Source organism: Sphingomonas paludis (assembly GCF_053502515.1).
Genome location: NZ_CP187558.1, coordinates 57,475 through 70,446, shown reverse-complemented (window position 1 = coordinate 70,446; position 12,972 = coordinate 57,475). Strand labels below are relative to the sequence as shown.

Genomic DNA, 12,972 nt, shown 5'->3' with positions numbered 1-12,972 from the left:
GTGGGCCATGGCAAGCCGCTTTGGCAAGCCAAGGAGAACGAGATGCGCCAAATCATCGTCGAACGGAGTTTTGCCGACGACCGGATCGGGTGCGAACCGCCCGGCCGTGGCCGTCGCGGCGTCAACGTCAACCTGGCCGAATCGGCACTGTCCTGGCTGTTCGCGCGCGGCCACCTGTCCGCTCGCCAGCACGAGGCGGGCGAACGGTTGCGCAGCGATTACGAGCGGGCGGCGCTTGCCCCCGGCGTGACGATGCGCTGGACGGCGGCCCCCGCAGGGAGCAGGCGGCGGGGGCCACCGGCTGGGCTGGACCCGACCCTGGCGCAGATCGAGGCGAAGCGGCGGTTCGATGCGGCGATCGCGGCGATGGGGCCGGGGCTGTCCGACATATTGTGGCGGGTGGTATGCGCCGACGAGCGGCTGGCGGGGGCGGAACAGGCAATGGGATGGCCGGCCCGCTCGGGCAAGCTGGTGCTGGGGATCGCGCTGGACCGGCTGGCAGATTTCTATGGTCTGGGATGAGGGCTCTAGCGGGTGGCCGTCGCCGTCGCCGTGCATTCGTCCGAGGGACTGTCGCCATGTCCGATCTGGCTGACCAGCAGGAAGCCGCCGATGACGAGGACCACAAAGGCAATGGAGATCAGGCCCAGATATTTCTCGATGAACTGTTTGGCCCAGGCCCCGAACAGCCGGAACAGCACCCCCACCAGCACAAACTGGAAACCGCGCGACAGGATGCTGGCCCAGAGGAAGGTAAACAGGCTCATCTGAATGAAGCCCGCCGTGATCGTCACCAGCTTGAACGGGATCGGCGTCGCGCCCTTGATGATGATCAGCTGCGCCCCGTATTCGCGCAGATAACAGGCGGCGACCGGAAACTTGTCCGCCAGGCCAAGCGCCGCCAGCAGTTGATTACCGAACAGGTCGTAGGCGAAATATCCGATCGCATAGCCGAGCAGTCCGCCCAGCACCGAGGCCACCGTACAGACGATCCCGAACCGGACCGCGCGCTTCGGATCGGCCAGGCACATCAACCCCAGCAAGGGGTGCGGCGGGATGGGGAAAAAACTACTCTCGATGAAGGAGAAGAAGAACAGCCAGCGTTCGGCATGCGGGTGCGCAGCCTTTGCCAACATCCAGTTGTAGAGCGATCGAAGCATCGGGCCGGGGTCTTAGCGGGCAAGCGGGCGCGGGGATAGCGGTGGCGGTGATGCGCTGCAAAAATTGTTGCAGTGCCAACGGGCGGGGCGCATGGGGCGGCAATGCGGATTTCGTTCATCAAGTGCCAGGGATCGGGCAATGATTTCCCGTTGGTCGACGGGCGTGCCCTGACGCTGAGCGACGGCGAATGGTCGGCGGTGGCGCGGGCGCTGGCCGACCGGACGGGGCCGGTGGGCGGCGACGGCCTCTTGATCCTGACCGGCGGCGGGGACGGTGCCGCTTTCGGGATGAGGATGCTCAATCCGGATGGGAGCGAGGCGGAGACCTGCCTGAACGGCCTCCGCTGCACCGCGCGGCTGGGGTTCGAGGCGACCGGGTTGAGTGCCGCGGACGTGCGGTTGAAGACCAGCATGGCGGGTGCGTCGGTCGAGCCGGAGATGGCGGCGGGCGTGGCCACGATCCGGACGCAGGCGGTGCCGGCCGGCGTCGGCGCGGCGGCGATCGGGTTGCGGGTCGCGATGGACGGGCCGGTGGACCAGCCGGTGCCGGGCGTGCCCAGCGTGCGGTCCTTTACCGCCGTGGCGATGCCCAACCCGCACCTGGTCGCGTTCGTGGACGCCATCGACGAGGACGAGCTGGTCGCGCTGGGCGATTGGGCCGAGAGCGCGCCCGCGATCCTGCCGGGGCGGTGCAACATCAGCTTCGTGCGCGTGGACGGCGGAAATTCGATCTTTGTGCGGACGTTTGAGCGAGGCGTAGGCCTGACCGACAGTTGCGGGAGCGCGATGGCGGCGTCGGTACTGGCCGCGGTGCTGACCGATCGCGTCGCGGCGAGGGCGTGGGTGCGCGTCGCCAATCGCGGCGGATATGTGCGCGCGATGGCCGACCGGGCGGCGGCGGACGCGACGTTGACCATCGAGGGCAATGCGACGTTCGAATGGGAGGGCGTGGCCGAGATCGACCTGACCACCGCGCGCGTCACGGCGATGACCCGCACCGCCGAGCGGCCGGACGAGGCCGATGCGTGGGATGCCGTGCTGGCGACGCTGGACTGACCGGCGGTGCCGCCCGCCACCCTGGCGCTGATGCTGGTCATCAACCTGTTCTGGGCGGGCAACATCATCATTTCCAAATACATCGTGGCGACGCTGGGCGTGCCGCCATTCTGGGCGGCGGGCATTCGCGGGTTCATCATCGCCGTTGCGCTGTCGCCATGGCTGTTCCCCCTGCCGCGCCCGTTCGGCCGCATCCTGTTCATCGCGCTGGCGATGAGCGGGGGGAGTTTCGGCCTGTCGATGGTGGGATTGATGACGGCAGCGCCGTCCGCCGTCGCCATCGTCAGCCTGCTCGGCGCGCCGCTGACCGTGCTGCTGGCGATCCTGATGCTGGACGAGCAGGTGGGGTGGCGGCGCGGCGTGGGCATCGCGCTGGCGTTCGGCGGCGTCGTTACCGCGCTGGCCGAGCCGCAGACGATGCGGGCGTCCACCGGGCTGTTGTTCGTGCTGGCCGGGGCCGTGGTCGGCGCGCTGGGATCGGTGATGATGAAGCGGGTGGAGGTCGGCGCCGTCAAGCTGCAGGCATGGGCGGGCGTATCGACGGGCATCGGGTTGATGCTGGCGAGCATCGTGTTCGAGCGGGACCAGGCGGCGGCGGGCGCGGCGGCGGGATGGCCGTTCTGGGCCGCGATCGCGACGTCGGCGCTGCTGGTGTCGGTCGTCGCCCATACCGCCTATTTCTGGGTGCTGCGGCGGCACGATGCGAACCTGGTCGCGCCGCTGACCCTGTTGACCCCGGTATTTGCGGTGATGATGGGCGCGTGGATCACCAACGATCCGGTGAGCGCGCAGATGGTGGTGGGCGGCCTGATCGCGATGGCGGGTGTGGCCGTGATCCTCGTGCGGCCGAGCAAACGGTTGTGGAAGGGGTGGTTTGTCCGGGAGGGGTAACGGCAAAGGCGGTGGCGAGCGGGAGCATTGGGGCAGGCAACCCCCGATGCCGCAGGCTTTGGCTTCGCAATCAGTTGAACAGGAAATCCGACGCGGTCAGTTGCGCCAGCGAGACGCCGTAGAGCAGCAACGAATCCCCCTGCCCCAGATCGATCGAAACGCCGCCGTCCACCGCACTCATTCGGCCCGAAAGCCCGGCGAAATTGGTGATGCCAAGGCCCGAGAGGCTGATCCGATCGACACCGGGGGTAAAGTCGCCAATCCCGTCCGCGCCGCGCCCGCGCCCCATGACGAACAGGTCCGCCCCGTCCTGGCCGAACAGCATGTCGGCGCCACCCCGTCCGTCGAGCACATCGTCGCCAGCGCCACCGAGCAGATAATTGTCGCCCGCGTTGCCGATCAGGCGATTGTCGAGGGCATTGCCCACGCCGAAGGGCGTCGCGCCCAGAAGCTCGAGATTTTCGACATTGGCGTACAGATAATAGCCCGTACCGGAAATGTTGGCGAAGACCGTGTCCACCCCGCCGGCCGCCGCCTCGAACGTCAGATCGTCTGGCGTATCGACATAATAGAGATCGTCGCCCGACCCGCCGTCCATCAGGTCGTAATCGCCCAGCCCGCTATCGCCGTTCAGCAGGTCGTTGCCAGCCCCGCCCACCAGAATATCGGTTACAAAGCCACTGCCACCAATCAGGGTGTCGTCACCATCCTGTCCGTAGAGTGCATCGGCATCCGCGCCGCCGTCGAGCATGTCGCGCCCGGTGCCGCCGACCAGATAATCGATGCCGCCGTCGCCGTGCAGAATGTCGTCGTCATCCTCCCCGAACAGCGCATCGCGCCCTGCGCCCCCGACGATACGGTCATTGCCCGTGCCGCCGAGCAGGAGGTTGTCGCCCGCATTGCCCGTGATCGTGTTGGCCAGCGCGTTGCCAACGCCAAAGGCATCGCCCGCCGAAACGGCAAGGATCAGGTTTTCGATATTCGCGTAAAGATAAAAGCCGCTGGTCGTGGTGACCGTATCGGTGCCACCGCCAAAGGATTCGAAAACCAGATCGCCCTGTCGATCGACGACATAGCTATCATTGCCCATTCCGCCATGCAGCCCGTCGGCGCCCGCGCCGCCATCGAGCAGGTCATCGCCATCACCACCGAACAGGTCGTCGCCGCCATAGCCGCCGTCCATCCGGTCATTGCCAATCCCGCCATAGAGGCGGTCATTGCCGGCATAGCCGAAGATGGTGCCACCGGTGGTGCCCAGCCGGCCGTCATACAGATCGTCGCCGTAATAAAGCTGGACATTGCCGAGGATGGTGCCGGCGTTCAACACCGACACGCTGAGCTGGTCATTGCCCTGTTGCACGGCTGCAAAGTCGATTTCAGAGCCATTGCCGGTGGGAAAGCCAAATCGACCGATCGTCGCCGAGGATTCGATCACCAGACGGCCACGGGATTGAAGCGAAACCGCCGCATCAGGCGAGCGCGAGTTTGCGAGGGTTAATATCGCCCCCTCTCCATCGCCGATGATTTCCCGGTACCCGTTCAGGTTGGTCAGCCGCACGCTGCTGGTGATCGATGAAAAGGTGCCGGTATTGACCCGTTCAAAGCCGGAAAACAGCGCGAGATCGATCGTCCGGACATCTGCCAGCGCAATGTTGATCGTATCCATGCCCGATCCGCCGCTGACCGGGCGTTCCACGACGGGCGCACCAGCCGCGCCGGGATAGCCGGTAAGCCAGAAGCTGTCGTCGCCGCCGCCCAGATCCACTGCCCCCAGCAACCGCCCGGTCCCGAGGATCGAGCTGGCCAATTCCACCTGATCATCGGCAGCGCTGCCGATAACCGCGCGAAATGCGGAGCCATGGGCGATGGTGACAAAGCCGCCCGCCAGCGACAGGTCCGCCAGCGGATTGAAGCTTTGCACGAAATTGTTGAACCCACCCGCGCCGAGGGTCACCGTCTGAAAGCCGGACAGGCCGATGATATTGGTGACCTCAGGCCCGACCTCGAGATGTTCGAACCCCGTCACCAGGCCCACCTGGTTGCCGTAAAAAACGCCCAGCGCCCCGGAGAGCACCAGCGTATCCGACCCCGCCCCGCCATTCAGCCGGTGCGTGTGGATGCCGGAGGAGTCACCGCTGACCAGCGTGAAGCGATCATCCCCCCCGCCCAAATCGACGACCATGGTGGGGATTTGCGTCCCCGCCGTGCGATGGGTGAAGAGGTCATTTCCCTGGCCCAGGGTCACCTCGCCTGCAATCAGCCCGGCATTGTCGATGCTATCGTCGCCTGCCGAACCCTGAATCGCTAGCGAAGTCCATCCGCTGCCCCGGATGATGCCGCCCTGTTCGTTGATGATCGTCGCGCCGGCGGCATCGATGATTAGGGCGGCAACCCCGTCCTGATTCGAAATGATGCGACCCCGTTCGGTATTGACGAGCGTGAAGCCGGTGCCGGTAATGCGGATGGCAGGCGCATCCTCGATCGTTTCGGCAATCTCGCGGCGTCCATTCGCCGTACCGAGCGTCAGGCCCATCGCTATCCCCCCTGATCAGGACAACCGCCCCGGATCTTTCCCTGACGCACACCATAGAGACTTCGCAATCCATCCACAATCGCGCAGGCCGGGTGCCGCAAGTTGTTCTATTCGGGTCATTCGCAACAGGACGTCAGGGTGGGATTTTCCCAAATGGGTACTTTTATGCTGTCCTACAGCGTGACGATCCGGCTAATCACTTTGACATGATGGCGAATCGCGTCCGGGGGCGGGGCGGTTGGCCCAGGGATGACGGGCCGGGGCGCGGGGGCGCTTTCCGGCCCGTTTGCTTGTGGGGCGGCATCGCGGTGCCGACGGGGGAGGCTGGCGACATGGACGACACGGTGATCGGACGACGCAACGGTGCCTATCGCCGTCGTCGGGCCAAGGCGAATGCGTTCAGCGCCGAAAAGCGCCAGGCGTTTCTGGATGCGCTGGCCCTGACCTGCAACGCCAGATTGTCGGCGCAATATGCCGGGGTGGATCATACCACCCCCTATTATCATCGCACGCGCGACCCGGTGTTCCTGGAGCAATGGCAGGATGCGTTGCGGCTTGGCTATGACCGGCTGGAGGAACTGGTGCTGCGCCATGGCGGGGCGGGCCAGCCGCTGATGCTGGCCGATCCCGACCGGGCGGCGGCGGCGGCCGGGGAGGGGGACGCCGACCTGCCCCCGTTCGATTTCGACAGGGCGCTGACGGTGCTGCGCCAATATCGCAGCCGCCGAGACGATCGGCCGTTCAATCATGGCGGACGACCGTTGAAACCGGTGCCGCGCGAGCAGACCGATGCCGCGCTGGACAAGGCGTTGCTGGCCGCCGAGCGACGGATGCGGCGGCAGCCGGGGCGCTGCACCGACCCGAAGCCGCCCGAGGGGAACCCGCAATGACCGGTGCCGAACAGAATGGCGATGCGATGGCCGTGCGGCTGGCCCGGATGGCGGCATTGCCCGAAAAGGAGCGGCGGCGGGCGCTCGCCATGTTGAGCAAGGGCGAGGCGACGGAGCTGCGCCACCGATGGTCGCTGCACGCCCATGATGGCCAGCTGGCCCCGCCGGGGGACTGGCGGGTGTGGGTGATCCGGGCCGGGCGCGGGTTCGGCAAGACGCGGGCCGGGGCGGAATGGGTGAGCGAGGTGGCGCGGGGCGATGGCGGGGCGCGGATCGCGCTGGTCGCGGCATCCCTGCACGATGCGCGGCGGGTGATGGTCGAGGGGCCGAGCGGCATCCTGTCCGTCGCACGGCCGGGGGAGAAGCATCTGTGGCGGCCGGCGACAGGGCATCTGCGTTTTGCTTCGGGGGCGCAGGCGCAGTGTTACTCGGCGGCGGCGGGCGAGAGCCTGCGCGGGCCGGAGCATGGGGCGGCGTGGTGCGACGAGCTGGCCAAATGGCCGCGCGGGGGGGCGGCCTGGGATAATTTGATGATGGGGCTGCGCATCGGCGAGCGGCCGCGCGCGGTGGTGACGACGACGCCCAGGCCGATCCCGCTGCTCAAACGCATCCTGAAGGCGCGGGACACGGTGGAGACGCGGGGGGCGACGCGGGACAATCCGCACCTGCCCGGCAGTTTCGTCGCGGCGATGATCGCCGATTATGGGGGCACTGCGCTCGGGCGGCAGGAGCTGGACGGCGAGATCGTCGACGACCTGGCCGGGGCGCTGTGGGACCGGGCAGGGATCGAGCGGGCGCGCGTGGCGGTGGATGCGGTGCCGGAACTGGTGCGCGTGGTGGTGGGCGTCGATCCGCCCGCGACCGCCGAGGGGGATGCGTGCGGGATCGTCGCCGTCGGGCTGGGCGAGGACGGGCTTGGCTATGTGCTGGGCGATGCGAGCGTGGCGGGACGGTCGCCCGAGGGCTGGGCGCGGGCGGTGGCGGACTGTGCCGATGCGTGGCGCGCGGAATGCGTGGTGGCCGAGGTCAACATGGGCGGCGACATGGTGAAGGCGGTGCTGGCCGGGGCGGGCTTGGCCCTTTCGGTCAAGGCAGTGCGGGCGAGCCGGGGCAAGGTTGCGCGGGCCGAGCCGGTCGCGGCGCTTTATTCGGGCGGGCGGGTGCGCCATGCGGGGGCGTTCCCCGCGCTGGAGGACGAATTGTGCGGATTGTTTCCGGGCGGGGACTATCGCGGGCCGGGAAGGTCGCCGGACCGGGCGGATGCGCTGGTGTGGGCGCTGTCCGAGCTGATGCTGCGCGGGCGGGGCGCGGCTGGGGTGCGGTCCTTCGAGACGCCGCTTCGCGGCTCCTCAGGATGAGCGGAGGCTTGTATGTGGAGCGGCTTGGGCTAGGGCAGGCGGCATGATCCCGCGCGAGCATCTGGATACGGCCGAGGTGCCGGGGGGCGAGCCGCTGAGGCTGGTGCGGCGGGGCGCGGATTTCATGATCGTGCTGGAACGCAACGAGCTGATGAACAGCCGGATGAGCGGGTCCGAGGCGGCGCTGGCGACGATGACGGTGGAGCGGCTGAAGGCGCGGGCGCCCCGATTGCTGATCGGCGGATACGGCATGGGGTTCACGCTGCGCGCGGCGCTGGCGGTGTTGCCGGGCGATGCGCGGGTGGTGGTGGCGGAGCTGGTGCCCAAGATCATCGACTGGGCGCGGGGGCCGATGACGGAACTGACCGCCGGGTGCCTGGACGACCCGCGCGTGACGGTGCGCATCGGCGATGTCGGCGCGGCGATCCGCGCGGGGCGGGGGGCGTATGACGCGATCCTGCTGGACGTGGACAACGTGCCGGACGGGCTGACGCGGGCGGGGAATGACGGGCTTTATTCGGCAGCCGGGCTGGCGGCGAGCGTCGCGGCGCTGCGGCCCGGCGGGGTGCTGGCGGTGTGGTCGGCGGCGCCGGATGCGGCGTTCCGGCGGCGGATGGGCGAGGCGGGGCTGAGCGTGGAGGAAGTGGCCGTGCGGGCGCGGGCCAACGGCAAGGGGCCGCGGCATGTGATCTGGTTTGGGCGGAAAAGGGGGTAGGGGCGCGGTGTCTCGATTTCGCTCGACACGGACGAAACTTTAAAGTGAGCGCTGTTGATTTGGCTCAAGCTAGCTGGCTACCTAAGCTTGTGAGGTGAAACCGCAATATCTCCACCTGCGACCGGATGGCCCGCTGCCGGACCTGGCACCTGCTCCCTATCGTATCGTGCTAATCGCCGATCATTCGGTTAGCGCTGCTTGGCTAAATGTCACCGCCGAATGGATCGTCGGCATTGGCAGCCTTTACGTGATCGCGTGGGGCATTGACTGTGAAAAGTGGCACGACAGTGTCGATTGGGCCGTCTTGGAAGCGTTCAGCTTTGGAGAAATCCCCGACGACCGATTCGTCATGACCACATGGCATAGTGGTGAGCCCATGTCCGAAGCCCTCTGGTTCGCGGAGAATTGTGCTCATCACCCGGACGTCGAGTTGTCGCACACGATCCTTCTACACATCGCTGAAACAGCGCAAAGCGATCGAATTTTGCAGGCTTGGCAAGACAGCCAGGTAATGCGCGAATGAAATGTCGCATAGGGTTTAACCGGAGCCTCGACTCTGGCGGCACTGCATGGGGTCATCACCCCTCACCCAGCTTCGACTAGGCGGCACGCCGCCAAGTCTTCGCAACCCTCTCCCACAAGGGGAGAGGGGGCGTCTCCTCTGCCCCTTAAACGGGGAGAGGGGGTGACGGTGCGCATATTCGTCAAGGAGCATCACCTATGAAGATCTTTGGGCGCAAGGCTGCGGCCGGGCGGGATTCTGCGCGGCCTATGCTGGTGCAGGGGGGTGCGCGCGGGGTGATCGGGGAGTGGCCCGCATCCTATGAGGCGCAGGTGCGCGATGCTTTCCTGGCCAACCCCATCGCGCAGCGGGCGGTGCGGATGATCGCATCGAGCGCGGCGAGCGCGCCGATGGGCAGCGATCCGCCGGAATTGCTGGCGCTGGTGATGGCGCGATCCGGCGCGCAGGACCTGATCGAGACGGCGGCGTCTCACCTGCTCATGCACGGCAATGCGTTCATCCAGGTGATGACCGACGAGGCGGGCATGGCGCGCGAGCTGTTTGCGCTGCGCCCCGAGCGGGTGAGCGTGGAGGCGGATGCGCAGGGCTGGCCCGCCGCATACCGCTACACCGTGAACGGTCGCAGCCAGCGGCTGAGCGCGGGGGATGGCGGGCGGCCGCAGGTCATCCACCTGAAGCAGTTCAGCCCGCTGGACGATCATCTGGGGCTGGGGTGCCTGGGCGCGGCGGCGGGGGCGGTTGCGATTCACAATGCGGCGACGCGGTGGAACAAGGCGCTGCTGGACAATGCGGCGCGGCCATCGGGGGCGTTGGTCTATGATCCGGGCGACGGGACGGCGATGACGGCGGTGCAGTTCGACCGGCTGAAGGCGGAGATGGAGGCGGCGTTCCAGGGCGCGGCCAATGCCGGGCGGCCGATGCTGCTGGAAGGGGGCCTGAAATGGCAGGCGCTGAGCCTGTCGCCCGCCGACATGGATTTCGTCGGCCTGAAGGCGGCGGCGGCGCGGGAGATCGCGCTGGCGTTCGGCGTGCCGCCGATGCTGCTGGGCCTGCCCGGCGACAATGCATACGCCAATTACCGCGAGGCGAACCGCGCGCTTTGGCGCCAGGCGGTGCCGCCGCTGGTGGGGACGATCCTGGGCGGACTGGCGCAGGGGCTGAAGGGATGGTGGCCGGGCGCGAGCCTGTGGGTGGACGAGAACCGGGTGAGCGTGCTGGCCGAGGAGCGATATGAGCTGTGGGCGGCGGCGAGCGCGGCGGACTTCCTCAGCTCGGAGGAGAAGAAGGTGCTGGTGGGGATGTGAGGGAAAGCGTTCAATGGAGCTGTCGACGCTCGACGACTTGCTTGGCAATGGAGGTCTCTGTCGATCCGTCCAGCTTGGTGAGCAGCAGTTTGGTCACCTTCGTCCGCCGCATGATCGTTCCGCTGGGGTCCGTATCGAAGGTTACGGTGATGTCGCCGGATATCTCCTTTGTCGCTCGAGTCGAGCGCATCACTTCGCGCATCTCGGCGTTATTTTGTTCGCCCATCAGCTCGGCCACAATCCTGTCCTCTTCGGCACGCTGGCCCAGCACCGCCGCAGGATCGATCCGGAGCGTTGCCGTGTAGGTGACAGCGCCAGAGCCAGCAACGGTTCGGGCAAGTGGTTCCGGTGCGATCGCCATCGGATCGGCATAGGGCACGCCCGGCCCCAGCGGGATCATGTTGAGATCAAGCGCGTCGATTGTCGCAACGACCGATTGCAGATCGCACTCGATTTTGAAGGCGTTCCAGGTGAAAATCCATCTGCCGCAAGCCGACCGATCGATCTTGCCCAGGTTCAGCCATTGTTCCAAACGTGCTTCCACTTCGCCTGCGTTCAGCAAGCGGGTCGAACCCGTCACCGGTTTGAATATGCGCGCTGGAAGCTGCCAGTTGCGAACCCGCTCCTCTGGCGGGGCAGACGGTTCGAAATCATATTCGAGTTCGATTCCATCTTCATGTCGGGCAATCAGTCGTTCGATGAAGACGTCGCTTCCATGGGAACTGCTCGTTGAGGTATCGGATGCGTGACTTTCGGTTTCGTAACTTCGGGTTAGAATATAGGTGGGGTTGGACGATTGTTGAGCGATGCCGACCGACGAAGCGGCACACACAAACAGTAAAGCTGTTAGGATCATTGCTCGCCGCATGACGGTTATGCAGCATGAATCCAGCGCGAACGACAAGCATAATCGTCGGTGACTAGAATGCTGTCCGGTCCGCTAAAGGTTGTAGGGCAAATGGCTTCGACAGGCTCAGCCCGGGCGCGGTTGGGGATGCACTGCCCCCTCTCCAAGCTGCGCTAGTCGCGTTCGCGGCAAGCTTCGCTATCCTCCCCCGCGAGGGGGGAGGCGTTTCGGGTTCGACGGCCTAGCGGCGTTTGCCCTGGGCTAGCATCGCTTGTTGCCACACGCACGGCGCCTTGTCGTCGCGATGGATGCAGCCGGGCCAGCAGCAGGGGCGGCGTTTGCCTGCGTGCAGTTCCGCCGCCGTGCGGGCGATGCGGCGGGCGCGGGTGGCGGGTTGTTTCGCGTCTTCGACCCAGCAGATGAACTCGTTGCGGCCGAGCGGGGTCAGTGCTTGCCATAGTGCCAATGTGGCGGGATCGGATGCGATCGCGGCCTGAAGGTCGGACGCGGCGGTGTGGACGGTTCCCTGGGCGAAGGGGTCGGGCATGGGTCGAGGCTAGGCCGTTCGGGGTGCGGCCGCAATGTCGGGGACAGCGTCCTTCGACAGGCATAGGACGAGCGGGGTAGGGGATCGGTCGGGATGGCGATTTCGACGCGGCGCTTCCCCCTTCTCCAAGCTGCGCTAGCCGGGGTTGCGGCAAGCTTTGCTATCCTCCCCCGCGAGGGGGTAGGAGGAGGATTTGTCGCCAGGCGTCTGCCCCACCCCAACCCCTCCCCTGAAGGGGAGGGGGTTTCTGTATGGAGACATCATCATGCGGCAGGACGAGGTGCTGGCGGCGCTGATCGGGCAGGCGGCGGCGGAGGGGGCTGATCTGGCCACGCTGCGCGCCATTGCAGAGGAGGCGGGCGAGCGGGGCGCGGCGCGGGCGCTGGCCCGGCTGGGATTGAGCGATGCGGGCGCGGCCAAGGACATGGGCGAACTGCGCGAACTGCTGGGTGCCTGGCGCGATGCCAAGCGGTCGGCGGTGAAGGCGGCGGTGGAATGGATCGTGCGGATGGCGGCGGCGCTGGTGCTGGTTGGCCTGGCGGTGAAGCTGGGGTTTTCGGGATGGGTGCGGTGACGGGTGGGGATGCGTCCTTCGACAGGCTCAGGACGAGCGTGGGTGGGGGACCGGGCGCGGTGCGCTTTGCCGGTTATGCCGCCGTGTTCGACGTGGCGGACCGGGGCGGGGACGTGGTGCGGGCGGGGGCGTTCGGGCCGGATGCTTCCGGGGCTGTCGGGCCTGTGCCGCTGCTGTGGCAGCATCGGGGTGCGCCCGTGGGGGTGATCGAGGCGATCGGCGAGGACCGGCGGGGGTTGCGCGTCATCGGTCGGGTGGCGGACCCGGCGGTCGCGGCATTGATGCGCAAGGGCGCGCTGACCGGGCTGTCGTTCGGATACCGGGCGCGGGCGGCGCGGCGGGGTGCGGTGCGCGAGTTGACCGCCGTCGAGCTGATCGAGGTGAGCCTGGTCGCCGAGCCGATGCAGCGGCTGGCGCGGGTGTGCGCGGTGGAGCCGGCCATGCCGGAATGACGCCCCGTTGGCGCGGGGGCTGGATTGCTTCGCTGCGCTCGCAATGACGATTCATCGAGGCAGCAGGAGTGCGGGGCGTCGTCGGGTGGACCGGTGGCGCCCCTTTTTCATGGGTTTTTGAC

The 12,972-nt window shown here is 67.1% G+C and carries 14 protein-coding genes; 10 read left to right on the top strand and 4 right to left on the bottom strand.

What is annotated here, in order from left to right; genetic code table 11:
* Nucleotides 1-42: 42 nt before the first annotated feature.
* Nucleotides 43-522 (top strand): DUF6456 domain-containing protein, encoded by a 480-nt coding sequence (locus ACPVPU_RS00360; RefSeq protein WP_448658925.1) that lies wholly within the window; start codon nt 43-45, stop codon nt 520-522.
* A 5-nt stretch (nt 523-527) separates the two neighbouring features.
* On the opposite strand, the gene ACPVPU_RS00355 is transcribed toward ACPVPU_RS00360, so the two are convergent.
* Nucleotides 528-1,160 (bottom strand): YqaA family protein, encoded by a 633-nt coding sequence (locus tag ACPVPU_RS00355; protein ID WP_448658924.1) that lies wholly within the window; start codon nt 1,158-1,160, stop codon nt 528-530.
* 102 nt (nt 1,161-1,262) lie between these two features.
* Between ACPVPU_RS00355 and dapF the strand changes: the two genes are divergently transcribed.
* Together dapF and ACPVPU_RS00345 are read left to right on the top strand one after the other, a co-directional pair.
* Complete coding sequence (dapF, locus tag ACPVPU_RS00350) at nt 1,263-2,216, top strand: diaminopimelate epimerase (RefSeq protein ID WP_448658923.1); 954 nt, start codon at nt 1,263-1,265, stop codon at nt 2,214-2,216.
* A 6-nt stretch (nt 2,217-2,222) separates the two neighbouring features.
* Nucleotides 2,223-3,107 carry a DMT family transporter gene (locus ACPVPU_RS00345; protein ID WP_448658922.1) on the top strand — a complete coding sequence of 295 codons (885 nt, stop codon included), beginning with the start codon at nt 2,223-2,225 and terminating at the stop codon, nt 3,105-3,107.
* A 70-nt stretch (nt 3,108-3,177) separates the two neighbouring features.
* Here ACPVPU_RS00345 and ACPVPU_RS00340 read toward each other — a convergent pair whose 3' ends face one another.
* Nucleotides 3,178-5,640: a calcium-binding protein gene (locus ACPVPU_RS00340; RefSeq protein ID WP_448658921.1), complete on the bottom strand. Its 2,463-nt coding sequence runs from the start codon at nt 5,638-5,640 to the stop codon at nt 3,178-3,180.
* Nucleotides 5,641-5,972: 332 nt separating this feature from the next.
* Here ACPVPU_RS00340 and ACPVPU_RS00335 point away from each other — a divergent pair, with 332 nt between their 5' ends.
* The 5 genes from ACPVPU_RS00335 (at nt 5,973) to ACPVPU_RS00315 (ending at nt 10,430) form a co-directional block, all read left to right on the top strand.
* Nucleotides 5,973-6,530 carry a hypothetical protein gene (locus ACPVPU_RS00335; RefSeq protein ID WP_448658920.1) on the top strand — a complete coding sequence of 186 codons (558 nt, stop codon included), beginning with the start codon at nt 5,973-5,975 and terminating at the stop codon, nt 6,528-6,530.
* On the top strand, nt 6,527-7,888 hold the full coding sequence (locus ACPVPU_RS00330) for a DNA-packaging protein (RefSeq protein ID WP_448658918.1): 1,362 nt from the start codon (nt 6,527-6,529) through the stop codon (nt 7,886-7,888). The genes ACPVPU_RS00335 and ACPVPU_RS00330 overlap by 4 nt, the downstream gene beginning before the upstream one ends.
* A gap of 43 nt (nt 7,889-7,931) precedes the next feature.
* Complete coding sequence (locus tag ACPVPU_RS00325) at nt 7,932-8,603, top strand: spermine/spermidine synthase domain-containing protein (protein WP_448658917.1); 672 nt, start codon at nt 7,932-7,934, stop codon at nt 8,601-8,603.
* 94 nt (nt 8,604-8,697) lie between these two features.
* Nucleotides 8,698-9,126 carry a DUF7684 family protein gene (locus ACPVPU_RS00320; protein WP_448658916.1) on the top strand — a complete coding sequence of 143 codons (429 nt, stop codon included), beginning with the start codon at nt 8,698-8,700 and terminating at the stop codon, nt 9,124-9,126.
* Nucleotides 9,127-9,323: 197 nt separating this feature from the next.
* Nucleotides 9,324-10,430 carry a phage portal protein gene (locus ACPVPU_RS00315; protein ID WP_448658915.1) on the top strand — a complete coding sequence of 369 codons (1,107 nt, stop codon included), beginning with the start codon at nt 9,324-9,326 and terminating at the stop codon, nt 10,428-10,430.
* Between the two features lie 10 nt (nt 10,431-10,440).
* Here the strand turns inward: ACPVPU_RS00315 and ACPVPU_RS00310 are convergent, their stop codons facing one another.
* Nucleotides 10,441-11,286 (bottom strand): hypothetical protein, encoded by an 846-nt coding sequence (locus ACPVPU_RS00310; protein ID WP_448658914.1) that lies wholly within the window; start codon nt 11,284-11,286, stop codon nt 10,441-10,443.
* Nucleotides 11,287-11,518: 232 nt separating this feature from the next.
* Nucleotides 11,519-11,824 carry a YdeI/OmpD-associated family protein gene (locus ACPVPU_RS00305; protein ID WP_448658913.1) on the bottom strand — a complete coding sequence of 102 codons (306 nt, stop codon included), beginning with the start codon at nt 11,822-11,824 and terminating at the stop codon, nt 11,519-11,521.
* A 265-nt stretch (nt 11,825-12,089) separates the two neighbouring features.
* On the opposite strand from ACPVPU_RS00305, the gene ACPVPU_RS00300 reads away from it, so the two are divergent.
* Nucleotides 12,090-12,398 carry a DUF6127 family protein gene (locus tag ACPVPU_RS00300; RefSeq protein ID WP_448658912.1) on the top strand — a complete coding sequence of 103 codons (309 nt, stop codon included), beginning with the start codon at nt 12,090-12,092 and terminating at the stop codon, nt 12,396-12,398.
* Nucleotides 12,386-12,850, top strand: a complete 465-nt coding sequence (locus ACPVPU_RS00295) for an HK97 family phage prohead protease (RefSeq protein WP_448658911.1) — start codon at nt 12,386-12,388, stop codon at nt 12,848-12,850. Before ACPVPU_RS00300 ends, ACPVPU_RS00295 begins: the two co-directional genes overlap by 13 nt.
* The last annotated feature ends 122 nt before the right edge of the window (nt 12,851-12,972 follow it).